General features: G+C 37.3%; 24 protein-coding genes and 2 tRNA genes. 10 read left to right on the forward strand and 16 right to left on the reverse strand.

Annotated features, from left to right (window positions below; translation table 11 throughout):
* The gene (locus EHQ31_RS13095) at positions 1–471 is read left to right on the forward strand and encodes a hypothetical protein (RefSeq protein ID WP_135573010.1); all 471 of its coding nucleotides are present in this window, start codon (positions 1–3) and stop codon (positions 469–471) included.
* Positions 472–502: 31 nt separating this feature from the next.
* Here EHQ31_RS13095 and EHQ31_RS13100 read toward each other — a convergent pair whose 3' ends face one another.
* The 3 genes from EHQ31_RS13100 to EHQ31_RS13110 form a co-directional block, all read right to left on the reverse strand.
* Positions 503–1033, reverse strand: coding sequence for a DUF1697 domain-containing protein (locus EHQ31_RS13100; RefSeq protein WP_135573008.1), 531 nt, complete (start codon positions 1031–1033; stop codon positions 503–505).
* A 17-nt stretch (positions 1034–1050) separates the two neighbouring features.
* Positions 1051–1905, reverse strand: a complete 855-nt coding sequence (locus EHQ31_RS13105; RefSeq protein WP_135573006.1) for a DMT family transporter — start codon at positions 1903–1905, stop codon at positions 1051–1053.
* A gap of 135 nt (positions 1906–2040) precedes the next feature.
* Entirely contained in the window at positions 2041–3045 is a 1005-nt protein-coding gene (locus EHQ31_RS13110) for an arylesterase (protein ID WP_244247380.1), read from the reverse strand.
* Positions 3046–3179: 134 nt separating this feature from the next.
* Here EHQ31_RS13110 and EHQ31_RS13115 point away from each other — a divergent pair, with 134 nt between their 5' ends.
* On the forward strand, positions 3180–3470 hold the full coding sequence (locus EHQ31_RS13115) for an LIMLP_16025 family protein (RefSeq protein WP_135573002.1): 291 nt from the start codon (positions 3180–3182) through the stop codon (positions 3468–3470).
* Between the two features lie 91 nt (positions 3471–3561).
* Here the strand turns inward: EHQ31_RS13115 and EHQ31_RS13120 are convergent.
* Both EHQ31_RS13120 and sixA read right to left on the reverse strand, forming a co-directional pair.
* Positions 3562–3633: transfer RNA gene (locus EHQ31_RS13120), tRNA-Pro, on the reverse strand.
* Positions 3634–3695: 62 nt separating this feature from the next.
* Complete coding sequence (gene sixA, locus EHQ31_RS13125; RefSeq protein ID WP_135573000.1) at positions 3696–4184, reverse strand: phosphohistidine phosphatase SixA; 489 nt, start codon at positions 4182–4184, stop codon at positions 3696–3698.
* A 72-nt stretch (positions 4185–4256) separates the two neighbouring features.
* Here sixA and EHQ31_RS13130 point away from each other — a divergent pair, with 72 nt between their 5' ends.
* From EHQ31_RS13130 to EHQ31_RS13145, 4 genes are read left to right on the forward strand one after another with little or no spacing between them, the layout of a single operon-like run.
* Positions 4257–4775 carry an RNA pyrophosphohydrolase gene (locus EHQ31_RS13130; protein ID WP_135572998.1) on the forward strand — a complete coding sequence of 173 codons (519 nt, stop codon included), beginning with the start codon at positions 4257–4259 and terminating at the stop codon, positions 4773–4775.
* Between the two features lie 21 nt (positions 4776–4796).
* Positions 4797–5084 carry an acylphosphatase gene (locus EHQ31_RS13135; protein WP_135572996.1) on the forward strand — a complete coding sequence of 96 codons (288 nt, stop codon included), beginning with the start codon at positions 4797–4799 and terminating at the stop codon, positions 5082–5084.
* Position 5085: 1 nt separating this feature from the next.
* Complete coding sequence (locus EHQ31_RS13140) at positions 5086–6102, forward strand: aldo/keto reductase (protein ID WP_135572994.1); 1017 nt, start codon at positions 5086–5088, stop codon at positions 6100–6102.
* 14 nt (positions 6103–6116) lie between these two features.
* Positions 6117–6812: a hypothetical protein gene (locus EHQ31_RS13145; RefSeq protein WP_135572992.1), complete on the forward strand. Its 696-nt coding sequence runs from the start codon at positions 6117–6119 to the stop codon at positions 6810–6812.
* Between the two features lie 57 nt (positions 6813–6869).
* On the opposite strand, the gene EHQ31_RS13150 is transcribed toward EHQ31_RS13145, so the two are convergent.
* Genes EHQ31_RS13150 through EHQ31_RS13170 form a run of 5 tightly spaced genes read right to left on the reverse strand, consistent with a single transcriptional unit; the run spans position 6870 to position 11165 of the window.
* The gene (locus EHQ31_RS13150) at positions 6870–7583 is read right to left on the reverse strand and encodes a histidine phosphatase family protein (RefSeq protein ID WP_135572990.1); all 714 of its coding nucleotides are present in this window, start codon (positions 7581–7583) and stop codon (positions 6870–6872) included.
* Positions 7584–8015 carry a hypothetical protein gene (locus EHQ31_RS13155; protein WP_135572988.1) on the reverse strand — a complete coding sequence of 144 codons (432 nt, stop codon included), beginning with the start codon at positions 8013–8015 and terminating at the stop codon, positions 7584–7586.
* Positions 8005–9036: a phosphotransferase family protein gene (locus EHQ31_RS13160; protein WP_135572987.1), complete on the reverse strand. Its 1032-nt coding sequence runs from the start codon at positions 9034–9036 to the stop codon at positions 8005–8007. The genes EHQ31_RS13155 and EHQ31_RS13160 overlap by 11 nt, the downstream gene beginning before the upstream one ends.
* A 5-nt stretch (positions 9037–9041) precedes the next feature.
* Entirely contained in the window at positions 9042–10217 is a 1176-nt protein-coding gene (locus EHQ31_RS13165) for an acyl-CoA dehydrogenase family protein (RefSeq protein WP_135572985.1), read from the reverse strand.
* A gap of 45 nt (positions 10218–10262) precedes the next feature.
* Positions 10263–11165 carry a LysM peptidoglycan-binding domain-containing M23 family metallopeptidase gene (locus EHQ31_RS13170; RefSeq protein ID WP_135572983.1) on the reverse strand — a complete coding sequence of 301 codons (903 nt, stop codon included), beginning with the start codon at positions 11163–11165 and terminating at the stop codon, positions 10263–10265.
* 78 nt (positions 11166–11243) lie between these two features.
* On the opposite strand from EHQ31_RS13170, the gene EHQ31_RS13175 reads away from it, so the two are divergent.
* Both EHQ31_RS13175 and EHQ31_RS13180 read left to right on the forward strand, forming a co-directional pair.
* A complete protein-coding gene (locus tag EHQ31_RS13175; protein WP_135572981.1) occupies positions 11244–12143 on the forward strand; it encodes a CPBP family intramembrane glutamic endopeptidase in 900 nt (299 codons plus the stop codon).
* Complete coding sequence (locus EHQ31_RS13180; protein ID WP_135572979.1) at positions 12140–12898, forward strand: hypothetical protein; 759 nt, start codon at positions 12140–12142, stop codon at positions 12896–12898. Before EHQ31_RS13175 ends, EHQ31_RS13180 begins: the two co-directional genes overlap by 4 nt.
* A 36-nt stretch (positions 12899–12934) precedes the next feature.
* Here EHQ31_RS13180 and EHQ31_RS13185 read toward each other — a convergent pair whose 3' ends face one another.
* Entirely contained in the window at positions 12935–13270 is a 336-nt protein-coding gene (locus tag EHQ31_RS13185) for a hypothetical protein (protein ID WP_135572977.1), read from the reverse strand.
* Between the two features lie 21 nt (positions 13271–13291).
* Between EHQ31_RS13185 and EHQ31_RS13190 the strand changes: the two genes are divergently transcribed.
* On the forward strand, positions 13292–13720 hold the full coding sequence (locus tag EHQ31_RS13190; protein WP_135572975.1) for a DUF423 domain-containing protein: 429 nt from the start codon (positions 13292–13294) through the stop codon (positions 13718–13720).
* On the opposite strand, the gene EHQ31_RS13195 is transcribed toward EHQ31_RS13190, so the two are convergent.
* Both EHQ31_RS13195 and EHQ31_RS13200 read right to left on the reverse strand, forming a co-directional pair.
* Complete coding sequence (locus EHQ31_RS13195) at positions 13696–14022, reverse strand: hypothetical protein (RefSeq protein WP_135572973.1); 327 nt, start codon at positions 14020–14022, stop codon at positions 13696–13698. The two genes, EHQ31_RS13190 and EHQ31_RS13195, sit on opposite strands and share 25 nt — an antisense overlap.
* Before the next feature lie 35 nt (positions 14023–14057).
* Complete coding sequence (locus EHQ31_RS13200) at positions 14058–15563, reverse strand: carboxypeptidase M32 (protein WP_135572971.1); 1506 nt, start codon at positions 15561–15563, stop codon at positions 14058–14060.
* Positions 15564–15646: 83 nt separating this feature from the next.
* Between EHQ31_RS13200 and EHQ31_RS13205 the strand changes: the two genes are divergently transcribed.
* A tRNA-Gly gene (locus tag EHQ31_RS13205) sits at positions 15647–15717 on the forward strand.
* Positions 15718–16656: 939 nt separating this feature from the next.
* Here the strand turns inward: EHQ31_RS13205 and EHQ31_RS13210 are convergent.
* From EHQ31_RS13210 to EHQ31_RS13220, 3 genes are read right to left on the reverse strand one after another with little or no spacing between them, the layout of a single operon-like run.
* Positions 16657–17952, reverse strand: a complete 1296-nt coding sequence (locus EHQ31_RS13210) for an SMP-30/gluconolactonase/LRE family protein (protein ID WP_135572969.1) — start codon at positions 17950–17952, stop codon at positions 16657–16659.
* Entirely contained in the window at positions 17945–19183 is a 1239-nt protein-coding gene (locus EHQ31_RS13215; protein WP_135572967.1) for an SMP-30/gluconolactonase/LRE family protein, read from the reverse strand. The genes EHQ31_RS13210 and EHQ31_RS13215 overlap by 8 nt, the downstream gene beginning before the upstream one ends.
* Positions 19184–19191: 8 nt before the next feature.
* On the reverse strand, positions 19192–20076 hold the full coding sequence (locus EHQ31_RS13220; protein ID WP_135572965.1) for a M24 family metallopeptidase: 885 nt from the start codon (positions 20074–20076) through the stop codon (positions 19192–19194).
* Between the last annotated feature and the right edge of the window lie 67 nt (positions 20077–20143).

Here is a 20143-nt window from a genome sequence, read left to right on the forward strand (position 1 = left end):
ATGATAATTAATGTAGAAACTTATCTGAGAAGTAATTACGAGATGGTTACTAAATATGTGAAGCTTTCCAAAACGTTAGATTACATTTCTAAACCACTAGTCGTTTTTGAACCTGTTGATCAAAAAAAATTTCCAGAGATTTGGGAAAATGGTGAATATCTGACTAAAATGAAACTATTTGGAATCATACCTCTCGGGAACCAATCAGTAGTTATTGAAAAATTGAAAGAAACCAACCAGAATGAATTCATACTAAGAGATAATGGTTACAGTTCTCTCATTAATACTTGGGACCATTGGATCCTGATTCGAAAAACAAAAAATGAAAATATAGTAAAATATATTGATAGAATTGAGATCAAAGCAGGTTTACTTACTATTTTTATTGTAATCTTTGCTAGTGTATTTTTTCGGTGGAGACAATTCCGTTGGAAGATGTTGATTCGAAGTAATTATAAAGCTATGTATTGAGTATTTGAAAGATAACTATTCCAATTTATTTTTACTCGGTTTCTCCTGCTAAAAACCTAGCAGTATTTACATTTCGTATCGTCATGGATTTGTACAGTTTATGACTGATGAGTTTCGCCAGTCGGCTTTTGTTTACATTTTCTCGTTTGATATTCCAAAAGAGGGCACCTTTTACATAACGAATTTCTAAAAATTCTATTTTGAGAGGAAGTTCCTCAATGATTTTTTTGGAATCAGCTTCTGGAAACAAATAGGCCACATCCGTTTTTTGCGTTGGATCATTTTGCCATTCTTCGGGAATAGCACTGGCAATTTTTTTCATTTCCTTTTCTGTCTTCACAAGAGTAGGAATTTCAAAATCAAAAGTTTTTTCAAAAGACTTTTGTATTTTTACAAGAACAGTTTTTGCATCATGTTCGGATTCAAAAATGATATTACCGGAGTTGATATAAGTGGACACGTTTGTAAATCCTAAGGATTCAAAAAGGTTTCGAAGTTTTTTCATTTCGACCTTTCTGTTTCCTCCTACATTGATTCCTCTGAGTAATGCGGTGTATTTCATGATGTTATATAAAAGAACTAAGATTTTAAAGTCGATTGAAATCTATCAAAGAATACAAGCGCAATGCCGAATAGAATCAAAACTGATGAAACAATTATTCTTAATGTTAATGGCTCCGCTATGAGAATCACTCCACCTAAAGAGGCAATCACAGGAACAATTAACTGTATTACAGAAGCTTTGGTGGATTTTAAAAATGGCAGTACAGAATACCAAACTGCGTATCCCACACCGGAGGCGAGGGCACCGGACGAAACGGCAAACATAAACCCATAACTGTCTATATTGATTTTTTCGAATGTAACAATATTTAATATAATTGAAAAAGGGACAGCTTTGATAAAGTTTCCAGCAGTGGTAGCAGTTGGATTTTTGCTTCCGCCACCGCGCAACGAATATATACCCCATGCAAGACCAGCTATCATCATGAATACTGAACTAAACAATGAAGGAGATGAAATCCCAGGCAGTAATAAGTAAACAAGACCTCCGAATGCTAATATAATTCCGAAAAATTTTTTAAAATCTAACCTTTCACCCTTCCAAATTCCGAAACCAATCATCGTAATTTGAACTGCACCAAATAACAAAAGTGCACCAGTCGCGGCAGTCAAACCTACATAAGCAAAAGAAAAACAAGCAGCGTAAACAAATAACGCAAAAGCTGATTTCCAATTCCCTGATATTATAGTTTGTCTCTGAGTTATACAAACTAATAACCAAAGAGTAATAGCTCCTGAAAACAATCTTATACTGGTAAAACTTGATGCATCAATTTCGGTTCCCTTGAGAGCGAATCGACAGAGAAGAGAATTTGCTGCAAAGGCAATCAATGAAAATGATGTAAGGAGAAATAAGCGCAATTTAAACATTGAATCGGATCGTTTTACAAGTTTCTAAATATTTCATCTTGTGCTGCTAAGTATCAAACGGAGTCCCATTAAACACAAATACGACAGCATCTTCCAACACCATCGTATCCGAAATCAAAATAGAAATACTTTCCCTTACGGCCTTGGGCAAACCAAAAGAAAATCTTCAAACACTTGCGAAATCAAAAGTTTGTTTTTGAAAACAAGTCCTGTGCTACCAGCTGAGATTTCTGCACCTTCATTGGCATACACTTCTGTAACTTCCTTTGTTTCTGGATTGATTTTAAAAACACGAGTGGGTGCTAGGTTGGTTCGGTTCATTACATGACGAATGAATTTATAAGTAGAATCATGGGCCGCAAGCCATAACATTCCATTTTCATCTTCTAAAATATTATCTGGACCTGCACCGATGGCGATGGATTCTAAATACTTTAAATTGATTTTACTGGAACTTCGGTCTACTTGATATACTCGAATGGCTTTTTCGGAAAATACAGATCGGTATAAGAGTTCTTCATTTCCTTTTTTACGAATGTAAATTCCATTCCCAAGCATAACTGGTACTTCCAGTGCTTGAAATGTTTTTCCATCATAATAGGATACATCGGCCCTTTCACTGCGGATGATCATGTCCCAATACTTACGAAAGGCATTACTAGTTCCATTATCATTGGAAACAAAAATCTCTCCAGCTTCGTTCATAAAAATATCATTGGGACTTGTGAGCGTGGGATCCCTTAGAGTTTTTTTATAAGTCCATTTGCCTGATTTGGAACGTTCAAAAATTTCTATGGTATGCGGATTTTCATCTAATAACGTATGGGAGATCACAGCCAAGGTGTCTACACCTTTAATTTTCGCATAACTAATCCCATGTGGTCGAAAGTTTTCAGGATAATTGGTTTCAATTTTTTTTGCTTCTAATTTTCCATTCGGGTTAGCGAAAGAAACTTCAAACAAAGCTCCGATATCTTTTAGTCCATTGCGGCGTTCATGGGAAGAAACAATGACTGTTGCTGTTTCTCGGATGAGATCCAAATCTTCCGGACCAGGAGTTCCTGGAATTCGTTCACAGCCAGCAATGGGTTTTTCTTGGATAGGGTTACTACAGTTTGCAATTAAGAAAACTAGGGTCAAAACGGAGAAAAAAGTCCTTAGGGTTTTTACGCGCATCCGGCCATTTTAGACCATGATTTCAGATTCCTCCAGAAAATTCTTTCTAGACATTATTGTGCAGTGCAAAATAATGGAGAGGGAAGGAGTAACATCCGATGAGCAATGTGGAAAATAAGCTGCAAGATATCGTGAATGCTGGGATTGGAGCCGTAAAGACTTCCAAAGAAGTTTGGGAGAAACTGGTTGTGGACCTAAACGAGAAAAAAAGCAAATTTGAAACTAACTTTCAAAAGTTAAAAGAACAAGGCGAAAACGACACCAGCGACAATGCACTGAAAGTAAAAATGGGCATTGCTTGGGGAATCGTTCGTATCGACGAGCTAAAAGATAATGTAGCCAAATACTTAGATAAAGTCAAAGAAGGAAATCAAAACAAACCTTCTTAACAGTTATATTTTGTATATCACCATCCTGAATTTTCTTCCGGCAGGTTTGTTCGCAGGCCTGCTGGGTTTTTTAAATCAAAACTATTGAACTTCGGAGTGACCGGATTTGAACCGGCGACCCCTTGCCCCCCAGACAAGTGCGCTACCGCTGCGCTACACCCCGCGTTCTGAAATCCAAAAACCCTACAATCGAAACCGGGTCAAGTCTTACTAATCACTAGAAATTCAAATGCCTAAATTGTCCGGTGAAATGGCCCAAATAATTTGCCCATGTGCAAATTTTTCCCGAGCTACATTGATGGCAATGGTCGAACCAGGCTGAAAGATTAAATTTTCTGCAGCACTGGAATTCCCCAATAATTTTGCAGCGAAAAAAGTGATATCAGGATTATGGCCGACTAACAGAACTGTGTCGGAATTTGTAAAATTTACTAAACAAGAAATAATATCGGTACAACCTTTACCGGCTAATAGGTCATCTGACGGAACCAATTCACAGCTATACTTTAATTCTTCAGAAAGAATCTCCGCTGTATGTTTAGTTCTTGTATAAGGGCTATAGTAAACTTGTTTAACAGCTAACGAAGAGTTTTTAATAAACTTTCCTATTTTATGAATATCACTAACACCTTTGTCGGTTAGATCCCGCTGCGAATCAGAAATCGTTCCGCTAGCGTTTTCTGCCTCACCATGACGAACTAAAATGATCTTCATATTACTTCCTAAGTCCAAGATTGGAACCTCGGACTAGCGGAGAAACAAAAAATTAAGGAATTTCTTGCGAAAATGTATGATAGAGCCATTCTAAGGATTATGACAGATAAACCCTACCGCAAAAATGTAGGCATGGTGGTTTTTAATTCTTTAGGCCAAGTGATTGTTGGGGAGCGAATACAATTCCCTGGTTCTTGGCAATTCCCTCAAGGTGGAATCGATGAAAACGAAGATTATTTGGAAGCCGCAAAACGGGAATTATATGAAGAACTTGGAATCAAAAAAGCAATTTATGTAACCGAATATCCTGATTGGATTCCCTATGACTTTCCTAACTCTTTAGGTCTTAATTCTCACTTACAAAAATTTCGTGGGCAATTACAGAGATGGATTTTATTTTTTTGGGATGGAACTTTGGAAGAGTGTGATTTAGTCCACCATGAACAAGAGTTTTTAACAGTCCAATTTATGGAAATTCAAGATACAATTCAATCCGTTGTCGAGTTCAAACGAGCCGTCTATGAGAAGTTTGTCCCTCTTTTTAAATCTGCCATTCAAAATTACATTGCAGAGAATTCTAAATCCAAGTAAGTTCTAGAAAGGAGACTATCTTTGGGAAAATCAGAAGAAGCAAGAGCGCGAATTTTAATACGGGGAACTGTACAAGGGGTTGGATTTCGTTACTATGTCCTCCAAAAAGCCCAAGAAATGAGACTCAAAGGTTATACTCAAAACTTACCCAATGGGGAAGTCGAAGCAGTGGTAGAAGGTGATAAACTTTTTATAGAAGATTTATACAGAGCCATGCAACGAGGGCCCACAAAAGCAAAGGTAAAAGATCACGTCATTGAATGGAGTGATCCAAAAAATCAATTCAGAACATTTTTAATTAAAAAATAACATGAAAAAACGAAGACTTGGAAAAACAGGAATGGTGGTATCCGAAATTTGTATGGGTACTATGACATTTGGCTCCTCGTGTAACGAAGATGAGGCGTTTCGAATTTTAGATCGTGCCTACGATGCTGGCATTGATTTTTATGATACAGCAGAAATTTATCCGGTGCCGCCACAAAAATCTTGGGTGCATAGGACTGAGGAAATTTTCGGAAAGTGGCTCAAAACAAAACCTCGTGATGGTATCATTCTCGCAACGAAAGTCGCAGGTCCAGGTCACGGTTGGTTTAGTCCCCCACTCCGCGAAGGAAAAACAGCATTAGACAAATATCATATACGTCGTGCCATTGAAGGTTCCTTACAAAGATTAGGTATTGAAACTATCGATTTGTATCAAACTCATTGGCCTGACCATGATATGCCTTATGATGAAACGATGGAAGCACTGACTGAGCTGAAAGAAGAAGGAAAAATTCGTTACGCGGGTTGTTCTAACGAAACTTCTTTTGGACTAATGAAAAGTCTTTGGACTTCAGACAAATACAATCTGATTCGGTATGATTCCATTCAAAATAACTTTTCCATTCTGAATCGTCGTTTCGAAGATGAGTTAGCACAGGTTTGTCGAAAAGAAGGAGTATCTTTGTTACCATATTCTCCGCTTGCAGGTGGTGTTCTCACTGGAAAATATAACGGGACTGTTCCCCCAGAAGGTGCGCGGTTTGTTCGTTATATAGCAGAAGGTGAAAGACAAAGGCGAATGGCCAGTCGTTTCCTAAATGAAAACACTTTGGCTGCCACTGCCGAACTAATGAAAATTGCGGAAAAATATGGAATGAGTGCGACTGTTCTTTCTGTTGCTTGGAGCAAACAACATGACTACGTTGCTTCTACGATCATTGGAGCCAATACTGTAGCCCAGTTGGAAGAATCCTTAAAAGCAACCGATGTCATTTTGTCTGAAGAAATTTTATCAGAAATCAATCTTGTTTCTAAGAAAATCCAATACCCAATGGGTTAAGGTAAATAAAAACAATGAGTTCTAATTCTTACGAAGATCATTCAGAAAAACGTTCCGTAATCAATGATGATTCAAAACCATCAAATAAAAAAATTTCCAAGTTTGAAAAGATCACTTCGGGAATTTTTCGGAAGGTTTTGATTTTATTTTTAATTACTTATCTCTTCCCGGAATGTTCGAGTTTTGGACCCAAAAATGCACAAAGCAGTCTCATCATTCTTCACATGACAATAGTTAAAGATGAAATGATTTTAGATGAGTTGATTGATCCAAGGTTTCAAAAAGTAACGCTTCGAAAGGGAGAAAAAACTTTTGAATACAATGAAAATTCAGAGCACTACTATTACTTCCAAAATCTAAAGGAAGGGCAGTATGAAATTTATGATGCAGTCCATCTTTTGAATCGTGGTGCATCGGACTTTTCCTTTGGAAGTACAAAACAACCCACAAAAATTGATATCGATTTTGACCGAAACGATATCGAAAAAACAAGGTTAGATCTACAGCCAGGCACTGTGGTTTTTATGGGAAGTTTTCATGTCTCCGTTGATTTTAAGTTCCAAGAAGAACCAAAAATCACGGTTCGATATAGTAAATCGAATGAAGAGGAATTAGCTGCTATGGAACATTTGTATAAAAATTTTCCAAGAACCGGTTGGGGACAAAAAGCCAAAAATAGAATGAAACTTCTATCATCCTTTGCCCAATAGCTTCACCGATTCGTTGTTATATGATTTTTTAAAAATAAATTTAGATTCAGGTTTATTTCAAACTAAAGTTACCAAATCTGGATCTTGTAAATGGGGAGTGTTGTTCCAACTCACAGGCTCCCAATGGTCTTTTTCTCTTCTAAAAACACTGAGAGAAGAATTGGTAATCGATTTCATAAATACCGGAAATTCAACAGGTTGCATTTTACAAGAAAGTCCCATCATGATTGCTATAGGTGTGCTAGAAGATACTACTAACGTACTTTTTACATCGTTAGGTATTCCTTTCGGGCCAGAAGAAACTTTGTCCACATATTGATTGAATGTATAAGGCTCCACAGGATCCCAAACTCCATGTACCCAATCGTGTAAAACAATTTGAATGAGTTCTTGGAAATATTCTCTTGTTTCCTCTTTTCCGTCTTCCCATGCTTTTTTATAAGATTCGTATAATTTTGCAAAGTCATTATTCGCATGACGAATCTTAGCTGCAAGACCAAGCCACATTTTGGAATCAAATTCATCCCAAGCTGTATTTTCAATTGGTTCCGGAATACAAAACTGGTCTTTTGAAAAACTCTCAACTATACCTTGTGCAGTTTGTTTTTGTCGATTGAGGCTACCTGTATATACAGAATCAAATTCGATTCTTTGGTTTTTAAAGTATTCTCCCAGTAATTTGGCTTGTTTCCAACCGTGTTGCGTTAGTTGGTCATAGTTTTTTCCAAGGCGATCTGCTTGTCCATGACGGACTAAATACAATAAAGACATTTAGGTTTGGAACCTCGGATTTGAGATGGACAAATTTTCTTTAAGTTGGTTTTTTGCAAAGTTCCAAATTTTTCCACCAGGTTTAAGGTCTGAGTTTGATTTGTCTTTTGTTAGGTTTCGAATTGTATTAGCAAATTCTTTGTTCCAAACTAGTAGCAAATTGTATTTTTCCTTTCGAGTTAAATTCGCAAACTCTTCGGATTTAAATTTTGTATCTAAGTCAGAAATTTTTAAATTTAAATTTTGGATTCGTTGAAGGTCAGATTCAAATTCTTTTGATTCTATTTCTCTTGCAATTACACCCAACATATTCCATGAAACTAATGTTTTATAAGATAACAAATCATCTCCTTCCAATTTAGGAAGAAGTTCCTTCATCAAAAAATCCTGAATGGTCGAAATGAGTTCTTTTGTTTCTGGTCTATATTGCATTACTGATTTCCTCGATGAGTCGCATGGCTTCCCATTCCATTTCAGCAGTCCGACGGCCGATGGCAGCAAGTTCAATGCCTTTGTCTTTTCCTGATAAATGTCTTTCTGTTTGTTGTGCACTTCCTATGGCCCAACGAACATTCCCCATAATTTCCCAGAAAGTTACTTTAAAAGGATCCACAGGTATTCCTGAAGTGTTTTCATAAGCATCATAAAAATCTTTTCGATCTCCAAATCCGCCCACTTCTTTGTTAAGCCTTCCAAATCGCCAGTCACGCATACACAACCAAGCAATGTCTTCGTGGCGGTCCCCAAAATGGGCAAATTCATAATCTAAAATTCCTTGGAGTCCATCGGAGTTCATCATAAAGTTTCCTGTACGAAAATCCCCATGAACCAGAACAATATCATCAATAGCAGGTGCATTTGATTCTAACCAAAACAAACAAAGTTCAATGGCAGGATGTGCTTCGGGAAGTTCGTCTAATGATTGTTTTAGATCCAAAATTGCAATAGAAACATAATTTTCTTTTGTGACTAACTTTAGCTTTTGTTTAAGTTCTTCATCTGAAATAGAACTAGGTTTTACGGTATGAAGTTTCGCTAAGTTTGAAGCCAGATCTGTTACCATCTGGGTTTTACGATAGGAATCAAGTTCCTTATCTTTTGTGATATAACGTCCAGTAGCTTTACCTCCAATTTTCTCCATTAGAAAAAAAGGAGCACCTATGACTTCGGAAGTTTCTTCCAAAAAAACTGGAGTCGGAGTTTTGACACCTGCTTTGTATACAAGCTCTGCCACTTTAAACTCATCTCGTTTTGACAAAGAAGAAAGTAAACTCGCTCCTTTGTCTGTTCGCAAAACTAACGACTGTTTTCCGGATTTAGAAATTAAGTCCAATGCATAATTGTCTTGGCAAGCTCCCCCACTTAAGTGTTGTATTTGGGAAACTTTTACATTGTCTTTCCAAACGGAGGATAAGTGGAGTTCTACTTTTTCCTTTAATTCTTGAATTTCCATACTCCTTAAAAATCCCATTTTTCTGAAATGTAGTTTCTACCTATGACCATCTTATGGACTTCCGATGGTCCATCAGCAATCCTCGCGGCTCTTGCATCTCTGTAAAACAATTCCAAAGGAAGGTCTCTCGAATATCCTTTACCTCCGCAAACTTGGATGCCCATATCAATCGTATTACACAGAGATTCGCTGACTTTCCATTTTGCCATAGAAGTTTCTTGGCGTGCATCTTTTCCTTTTTGTAATAACCAAGCAGCTTTCAAAGTCAAAAGAAAGGCCATTTCAATTTCGGTTGCACGTTCAGCAAACATCCATTGGATTCCCTGGTGGTCAGCGATTCGGGCATTAAATACCTGCCTCTCTTTCGCATAACTTCTCGCAATCGACAATGCTCGTCTTGCCATCCCAGTCCAACGCATACAATGCGTTAAGCGAGCAGGTCCAAGCCTTTCCTGGGAAAGACGAAAACCTTCACCAACACGGCCAAGAATCATATCTTCAGAAACTTCTACGTTTTCGAAATTGAGTTCGCAGTGCCCACCTGGTCCATGAGAACCCATAAGTTCAATTTCCCGAACCATTGTGTATCCTTTAGCATCGGTTGGTACAAGGAACATGGTGGTTTTTCGGAAACTTCCATTTACCTTTGCCATCACAATTAAATACTTCGCACCATTGGCACCAGTGCAGTACCACTTACGTCCGTTGAGGATATATTTATCACCTTGTTTTTCGGCATTGGTCTGTAAGGTGGTTGGGTCTGATCCTGCCCCCGGTCCTGGTTCGGTCATTGCAAAGCCAGTTCGTAATTCGCCTTTGATGAGTGGGTGAAGTATTAGTTCTTTTTGTTTTTCAGAAGCAGCAATTGAAAGTAAATGCATGTTTCCTTCATCGGGAGCATCACAATTAAATATGTATGGTGCTATAGGGGAACGACCCAGTTCACTAAAAATAATACAAGTTCCTATTAAATCTAAACCCAATCCACCTTCTGATTTTGGAAGATGTGGAGTCCAAAAACCAGCTGCCTTTACTTTAGCACGCGCTTGTTGGTTAATGTCTTCAGGCATACGACCTTTTTCATAATCGTAATGTTTTTCCAGAGGGATGATTTCATTTGTAATGAAGTCTTGGATATTTTTGCGAAGTGTTTCTACTTCTTGGGGAATTTCAAAGTCCATTGATTCCCAGAATTACAAGAATCAATTTGAATCGTAAATCTTTTTTTAATGAGATCGAAAAATAGGTCTTTCACGTTTTGAATTTCTTCTAATTTCAAAATGTAAATGTGGACCGGTCGCTCTACCTGTTTGTCCAACTTCCCCAATTTTTTGGCCCTTTTTTACTTTCTGTCCTACATGAATATTAAAATCTAAAAGATGTCCATAACGTGTTTCGTATCCTAAACCATGTTTTAAGATGATTAAATTTCCATAACCACCTTGTTTACCTTTGAATATTACTTCACCATCCATAGATGCAAATACGTCTGATCCTTGTTCGGCGGCCAAATCAATTCCTCCATGAAAGGTATCTTTTTTAGTGAATGGATCAATTCGTTTACCAAAACCAGAAGAAATCCTTGCTTCCGTTAATGGAAATTGAAATCCAAATCCATAGAAAAAAGATTTTTCTGATTTTCCCATAGATATTCCTGGTAAAAACCATTTTTCTCTTTCAGAATCATATTGTAATTTGTTCGAATCGATATTGTATTTTTCAGCTAACGTTAGTTTTGTTTTTTCATCTCCAGTTGTTTCTTCTGGATGGAAGGTACCACGCATATTGGGAATTTCTAAAATCATTCCAGGGGATAGATCATGTGGTGAACTGAGCTCGTTTACAGAGGAAAGGGTTTCCAAATCCATTCCTGTGCGTGCCATGATTTTAAAAAAATTATCTTCTGCACGAACCTTGTATTCATAATATTTCAGAGGAATCAGAGCTTCTTTCCTTGCTCCGGATTTGGAGATTCGTAAATTTTCTTTGATTTCCGAACGAAGATTTTTTAAGGAAGGGTTAGTATATTCCAAATTTGCCAAAGTGAGCGGGCCTGAAACCAGCGATGGGAATCCACTGAAAGTGATCAGAAAAAGTGCCCATTTCACAAAATCGACGGTTTTAGACATAATCTTCTTATTTGAATATCGGCCATTCTCCAAAAAAACGATGACGATTCTTGTCGAAATTGAGGAACTGTAAGGCAGATGCAGAATCGTTTTTTTGAAATTTTTCGACTAACCGCCTATTCCCTTGGTCTTGTTTATATATGTTCTTTCTTCTATTCCGTTATTTTCTTAGCTTTTGTTAACAATTCGGTCCTGAGTGACCGGATCCCCGAAGAACAGTTACTTCCCCTCTACGAAGAATATTGGGAAGGTAAAATGGACTTTGCCACTATGCTTTCCGAATACGAAAAAATTGTGACACCCATCAAAGAACAATTTCAAAAGGAAATCACTTCCAATCCCAGTTTGTTATTATCTCAGTTTTACGATAAAGTGTTTTCTGAAAAACCTCATTACCTGCTTGGCCATTCCATACCGTGGTTTTTATGTTATGTGGGACTCGGTTATTTACTTTATAAAAAAGTACTACAAATACCTGTAACAAACCTCCAAGATGAACTTTCCATCCCAATTTTACTGCGGGGTATGGCAAATGGATTTATCTGTTTTATCGTTGTAGTTATCTTTGGGTTGTTATTGGAAAGGTTATCAGTTCCTGTGGAATCAGGTGTGTTTGCAAAGAAACTTTATGAATCCCTTCATGGAAATGGGTATTTATTGGCTTGGGGAATCTACGTTGTAGGTATCATTACTGGAATTCTTGAAGAAATCTTTTTTAGAGGTTTTTTACTAAAAGCATTTATTGATAAGAACCTTGCCCAAGAAGGTTTATTCATAGTTTCTCTAATTTTTGGTTGGCTTCATTATGGAGAAGGAACCTCAATCGCCATCCCTTTTATCATCTGCGGAGTGGGTATGTTCTTTGGATATATCTATATTAAAACAGGTAATATATGGATAGCGATGGCCTGTCATGCCACATATAATTCGTTAGGTTTAATTAATGCTTACCTTCAACTTCCTGGAGTCCAATCATGAAACCATTTAAAAGATTTCGGTTCATACTTTTATATATTGGTCTTTTAATCTTTCTTTCTACTAGTATCACTAACTCTCTATTTGCTGGAGAGACGGTAGAAGTATTAGGTGGACCTGAAGATGTGAATCTTCGTTTAGTTGCCTTATTAAACAAACTAGATCCCGATTTTTATGCGGATGAAAAAACTCAGGGTTTTGTTTACAGGTACAGAAACCGCTGGAAGAATCCTTATGATTTTAATGTCTATGTAGGAAAAGTAGGAAAAACATCCCCCGATTCGATCATCAGAATTGAATCACCTAGACGTGGCCAAGAACGAATGTGGAAACAAATTTTGGAACAAGAACTTCTTCAAAAACCTCCGCATGAATCCGCGGTACCTTTATCAGAAAAATACCATGTCATCTCTCAAGGTTTAAACTTAATTTCTCCAATGGCATCTGTTGGTTATAACTCTTGGAACTCTCCATTATTTACTAATCGTGATACTTTTGTTAGTATGAGCATTTATTTATTATGCGATTTAATTTTGGCAGGTGGTGCTTATCTATATGCACAAGAAAATCTGCCTAAAAAAAATATTTGGGACAATATGGCGAATGTAAAAGGTCCAGGAAATGTTTGGGAGTCGCCAAATGCCGTAGGAATATTTGCAGCCCTTGCTGTATCAAGGGCCGTTCGGGCGTTTGATGCTTGGGAAGATACTTCCGCACATAACAAAACGGCACAATTTGGTTGGTCGTTTAAGTTTTAATCGATCGATTCAAATAACCAAAGTTTCTATTTTCATTTATGATTTGAATAGGTCTCTTGCTGCATCTGCCGCACTAGACCTTTCAAAGTCTTCTCTCTCAATCAAAGTTAATTCCAAACCTTCTTTGTCAATTCTGCTTAGAATTTTTCCAATATCTGCCACCTTACTCATTTTAGTTGCGAGGTATTTAAATGTTACTCCACAATCGGGACATTTTTTATCTTTTAGATAATTGAGACCTAATTTTTTACAATTGCCACAAGTTCCATAGAGATCGTCGATATAGAGTAATTGTTTTTTTACATCCTCTACATTGAGTTGTCGCCAAACTCTAACAAATTTAGTATTCTTTCCTGCTGCATCTGAAGTCATAGGCAATAGGAAGTATCGTTAATGAATCTTGTCAAGAAGCAATCCTCTGCGTTTTTAATCCTACTCATTTGCCTTTCTGGGTTTTTAGCTGTTGCCATCGGAGCTTTTGGTGCGCATGGTCTTAAAAAAATAATTACACCAGATCTAATGGTGATTTTTGAAACAGGAAACCGATATCATTTTTATCACACTTTTGTGTCACTCTTCGCATTTCTACTGTTACAGCATTCAATAGAATCAGAATCTACAAATAAAAGTAAAACTTATTTGAAGATTGCGAATTGGTCATTTCTTTTAGGAATCCTTATTTTCTCCTTTAGTTTATACGCACTGGCAATCACTGGGATTAAAATTTTAGGAGCAATCACTCCCATTGGAGGAGTGAGTTTTCTGATTGGTTGGATTTGTTTAGGAATTGGATCTTTTTATCTTTTTGTTCCAAAAAAATAATTACCTTGTTTACTGATTAAATTTCTAGAAATTAAGCCGTCAGCGATGAGCAATAACCCTTCGGCGGCGGCTTTTCTTGCTTCTTCCGTACTGTCTTTTTGAAGAGACATTAGTTCATGTACATACTTTCTTTTTTGAATATCCAATACACCCAACATAGAGCCTGCAATTTTTTCATCCATTTGCATAAATGCCAATGCAAGAGTTTGAGGAGGTGTTTCTATACATAAATAGTATAACGCAAGATTATCAAAATATGATAATTGACTTAACTTCTCTAAAACTTGTTCTGATCCTGACATAAATAATCCTTTTGTATTAATATTTTCAATTTTTACTATTTCGTTACTTCTTCAATTTTTCCATTTAAATAAGAAATTAAATATTTGGAATTAGCAGATTCACCTGTCACATCTCGCATGAGTGTATCTACATCATAAATTTTACCTTTAGAGTGAATATTTTTTCTGAGCCAATTTAGAAGATCAGAAAAATCACCTTTCGTAGAAAATTTGTTATGCGAATCAGGATATTCTTCTGTGAATTTTTTGAAAAACTGTGAGCTAAAAATATTTCCCAATGTATAAGTTGGAAAATATCCGAAAGCACCCATAGACCAATGGATGTCCTGTAAAACACCTTCTGCATCATTTTCTATGGAAAGGCTAAAACTTTCCTTCATTTTTGCATTCCAAATCTCTGGTAGATCCTTTACTTGAATTTTTCCATTGATGAGGTCTCTTTCAATTTCAAAACGTAAAATGATATGGAGGTTGTAAGTAACTTGGTCTGCTTCCACTCTTACTTTTGTTTTTTCTGTACTATTGATGTATTGATATAACTCTTTAAATGGAAGTTCTTTATCCGTTAAATCAAAGTCAGATAACAAAATAGGGTAAACAAATTCCCAAAATGGTATGGAACGTCCCACTTGATTTTCCCACAATCGGCTTTGTGATTCATGAATTCCTAAACTTAAAAACTCCGTTAAAGGGGTAGGCCAGTCTGGCATTGCCGATAATCCAGATTCATATAATGAATGGCCAGTTTCGTGTAACACACCAAAGATGGAAGAAAGGGGATCTTGTTCAGAATAGCGAGTTGTGATTCGTTTATCACCTTTACCCAGACTTGTTGAAAACGGATGGTTACTTGTATCCAATCTAGATTCTTTGGTTGTTAATCCAAGAAGAGATGGCAATCGATTGCAAAATTTTGTTTGTTTGTCAATGGATACGGGTCCAGGAAATGGATTTTTGAATTTAGGTGCGTTGGCGACGATTGGAACGAGTGACTTTTTCAAATCAGAAAATAAAATCTGAATTTGAGCGGCTTTGGCTCCTTTTTCATAACTGTCGAGCAAGGCATCGTAAGGTTCTGTCGTATAACCAAAGTAATCTGCCTGTTTTTTTGATAATTGAACTAACTCCTCTAATCGATTTGCAAAGGATTGGAAGTTTTTGTCTTTTTTGGCACTTGCCCATTCAGCATGTGCTAAGTTAGTGACTTTTGCATATTCGGAAACAAATTCAGAAGGCAATTTATCTGCTTTCTCTTTCTCTTCCATAAGAACTTCCAACTCACGATTCCAAACCAAGCGGTCTTGTTCGGGGAGTTCGCCTATCGATTTTTTGGCATCCTCAATTTGCTTTAGAAAAGACTTGTCTGTCATCCAGTCATGGGTGAGCTCTGCCACAGCGGCAATTTGTGAGGACCGGTATTCCCTTCCCTCTTCAGGCATCATTACCTCAGAGTCCCAATGTAGGACAGAGGCTATGTCTTGGAATAATTTGATTTTTCGATATTGTTTGCGGTAATTTTCGAGTGCTTGGGGCAGGGCCATAGTCTCATTTTCTTCCTACCACGCTTTCTGGAACCAAAAATCATTGACCCTTTACCCCCAACCAAAACTATGTATTTACTGTCGCGGGTGTGGTGTAACGGTAGCACAGCAGCCTTCCAAGCTTCTGGCGAGGGTTCGAGCCCCTTCGCCCGCAAAAGACAGATCTCCATTTCCCAAAATCCATCATCATCTAAGTATCATTCCGAAGGGATCGAACAGTGGCGCGAGCTGGAACATGAGTGACCCATAGGGAACGAATGTTACAGTTAGAAAGCCACGATGGCTTTCGACGAGCGACGCCGTGACTCGGAGCGCAGAGAGGACAGGATGTCCGAACAGCGGAGAGGGCGAGCCCCTTCGCCCGCAAAAGACAGATCTCCATTTCCCAAAATCCATCATCATCTAAGTATCATTCCGAAGGGATCGAACAGTGGCGCGAGCTGGAACATGAGTGACCCATAGGGAACGAATGTTACAGTTAGAAAGCCACGATGGCTTTCGACGAGCGACGCCGTGACTCGGAGCGCAGAGAGGACAGGATGTCCGAACAGCGGAGAGGGCGAGCCCCTTCGCCCGCAAAAGACAGATCTCCATTTCCCAAAATCCATCATCATCTAAGTATCATTCCGAAGGGATCGAACAGTGGCGCGAGCTGGAACATGAGTGACCCATAGGGAACGAATGTTACAGTTAGAAAGCCACGATGGCTTTCGACGAGCGACGCCGTGACTCGGAGCGCAGAGAGGACAGGATGTCCGAACAGCGGAGAGGGCGAGCCCCTTCGCCCGCAAAGTAGAATATAGTATCCCCGCCCGATTTTAGGGTGGGGAACTAGACCCGCCACCCAATGAGCTCCAAATACCATAAACTTGTGTAAAAGAAAATTCCTTTTCTAAATCCAAAAAAAATAAAAGGGAAAAGTTCGTAATTCCAACATTCAATTTCTATTTGATATACTTTTAGATAAGAACTCTTCGCGCCACCGATCGCAGTGGAAATCCTTTCCCACAAGGGAAAGATTGGAACGAAGAGCGGGATCGTCTCATCAATATTAGCTGGAAATAAGATAGATTGCGAGGCGCCCAACTTTCAACTAAAGATTGTTAGGATAAGGCATTGTTACAAATCCTTTAAAACCCTCTTGGTATACCGCGAGATATAACTTTTCTTTTCCGGGGACAACAACAATGATATATGAAAACAAACTTCCATCATGCATGCTGAAATACAATGGCTCACTTCCGTTAGGTGAAAGAGCAAGTATTCCAGTTTTTTTGGAAACTGGTTGGAGTTTTTCTGGTATATAGAGAACAAGTCGTTTCCAAAAAGGATGTTTATGTAACCATGTGATTAGTTTCGAACGTTCTACTGGAATGGCTACCCAGATACGACCCTTTGGATCTCTGTCCATTCCGTCTGGAAATCCAGGTAGACCTTCAATCACTATTTCATCTTTTCCTAGTTTATCTCCCGTTAGGTGCAAACGTATGAGTCTAGATTTTGATAATTCGTTCAAAAGAATGGAAGATTCGAAATCTCCATTTGAATATTCCAATAAAATTCCATCTAAGTAAGTGTATTGATACGCGATCAAACTCACAGTGTTATCGTTTAAGTCATATTTCCAAAGATGACCATTTCTTCCAAGTGTGAGGACTTCTTGTTTTGATTGTAAACTTACTCCTAGGATTGCATCGGGATGATCATAGGGTTCTGTAAAATAAATTCTTTGGCCATCCCTACTAATTGCTAAATCATCTGCTTTTTCCACATTACGACTGTTACTTTCTACTAATTTAGAAAAGGGGATTTTTGATTCTTTACCTTTTGGAAAAAAGATACCGATATGATCAGCCGATGGTTCTTTAGATTTATCCACGATAGGAACACGGCTCCCAATTTTCCTTAATTGTTTTGTGGATATTGTTAATTCGTAAATCCCAGGAACGGCAGAATTTTTATCAGTATGTTCTTTTCCACGAGATAGGCACATATAGATGATATCACTGTTTTTTGGATGAAACACCATACCACCTGGTAGAAGCGGAGTTTTAATCAACGGTTCTGCTTCGTGATTACGCAAATTTACTTTCCATATCCAACCATCAATGGAAGCAACAAATGCTCTATCTAAATCTTCTTGTAACAAAATCTCATCTTGTGCGGGTAAAGAGGATCCGCTTATGATTACATTTTTTTTGATCGGATCTCCCTCTGACTTGATTGCATTTATTCCTAAATGATAAGGTAAATCGATAGGTTCTTTTATTTGGTTTTTGAAATATTCTTCTGGTGTTCGGCAGGAAAATAAGATTAAAAACAAACCTATTATATAAAATGAAACAAATATTTGTTTTTGAATAATTGATTGGATAACTATTTTATTCATTAGAATTGTCACCTAACGGAATACTAGACAAAGGTAAGGTATACAAACCTCTTGAGGATATGTCAAAGGAAGGAAAATAAACAGAGTCTAAGTTTGGAACTGCTACAGAGATATCTTTTATTTTTGATCCATCATGCATCGAGTAGTATAAGGGAGTTTTTCCATTGGCATTCAAAACAAGGATTCCCGTTTTTTTGGCAATAGGCAAAATTCTCTGTGGAAGAGATAGTAACAGTGGTTTTAACCAAGGATTGTTATGAATCAAATTGACAAGACCAGATCTAGGTTTAATGATGCCGACCCAAATTCTTCCTTTATTATCTCGTTCTAATCCATCAGCAAGTCCTGGAAGATTTTCTAATAGAACTTCAAAAGTACCTTCCTGTTTGCCACTGATATTTGCTTTGATGATTCTAAACTTGGTAGTTTCAGTAATGATTACAGATTCCTCTTTTGAATTAGTATGGTCTGCAATGATGATTCCATCAACAAAAGTAAACCCACTCATAACTAAAGATACGGTATTTTGTTTTCTATCAAACATCCAAAGTTTACCATGAGGATAAAGTCCTATTGCTTCTGGAACAGCTCCACTTCCCATAGCCGCATCTGCTCTTTCAAAAGGTTCTGAGAGATAAATTCTATTTCCATCTGAAGAAACCGCGAGATCATTACACAATGAAAAGGGGCGTGAGTTTGCCTCATTTAAATTCTTTAATGCAAAAGTAGGACGTTTTGATTCTGGATAAACCAATTCAAAATCTTCCTGATTAGTTTTAGGTAATGTTAATAAAATCGGAACTACTGTTTTCGATTTAATATTTACTTCATATAACCCAACTTGTTTTGTTTTATCATAACTCACACCTCCGAGTTTGGATGCGCATACTAAAATTGATTCGTTATTTTTGTTTGAAAACTGTAACCCGGCCGGATTTACTGGAGGTTTTACCCAAGCTAATGCTGTATTAGATTTAAAATCTAATTTCCAAATCCAACCATCCATTCCAGAGGCAAAAGCAATTTGATTTTTATTGTCAAAAATTAAGTCATCGTGCCCAGGTAATTCGGGCATAGTTGTAATTAAATGATTTAAAAAAGGATCTGGTTTACTTACTTTTAATACTGATTCAGGAACATTTCCCAGTTGGTAGGCCTTTCCGATTTTAATGTTTCCTGTATTACAAGAAACGAATATTAGTGAGATTATAAATATTGAATGTAACTTCATAAATTTCATTAAATTGCCTTTTTTGTTTGGTGCTTTTTTACATGAGGAACATCATCGTCTAACCAATATGCTTTGTCCTCTTCTACTACTAGTATCTCTTCAAACTTAAATCCAGTTTTCCCCCGACCAAGATGTGGTTCAATGGCCCATAATCCGACTTTGTTTCCTTCATGATCAGGTGTTAATAATTCAGGTAATACCTTGTGAGATAAAAATTCATAAGATCCTTGTAAACTAAACCAACTAGCAAAACTTATAGGTAATAATGGGAACGAAATGTTAGGAAGGTTTACTTTATATACACGGTGACCAAGAACGGCAAAAGGATATAACGAGTGTATGTTGTCAAATCCGGATTTTTTGGCATCTGAATCTATTTTCCACCAAATTTCTGAAGAAGTCATTTTTGAATTAAAGTATTTTGGGATTTCCTCTCGAAGGTGTAACAAGTATTCCATACCTTTATCGAGTTCTGTATTTTTGATTAATGAAGAAGAGTAACCGATATCACCAATGTAACCATCTACAACAGGCGATACATCTAGTATAAAGGATTCTTCTTCTATTAACTTTTTTTTACCTGGATGAAATTGAGTGAACCGTTTGTAACCATCAAACCTAGCATGTTCACCAAACCAAGCAAAGGGCCTATGCAAAAAAACTTTGACTCCATGATCGCGCAGAAACTCATCCATACGTTTGGCGGTTTGCTTTTCGGTCCAACCAGGTTTCATTTCCTTTTCAATGGTAGTAACACATTCATAGGCTAATTTTTGAGCTTTTTGAAATCCTGATTTTTCTTCCACGGATGGAATTTTGATCGATTCCGATTTTAATTTTGAAAATTTTGAGGATAACTTAGATAACAATCCTCTTTCAGTGGCTAGGGGCATCAGTTTCTCATTTCCTTCTTAGAAAGAAGAGGATAACAAAATCTAAAAAACTGTGCTTGAATGATTC

It is taken from the genome of Leptospira montravelensis (genome assembly GCF_004770045.1).
GTDB classification, from domain to species: Bacteria; Spirochaetota; Leptospiria; order Leptospirales; family Leptospiraceae; genus Leptospira_A; species Leptospira_A montravelensis.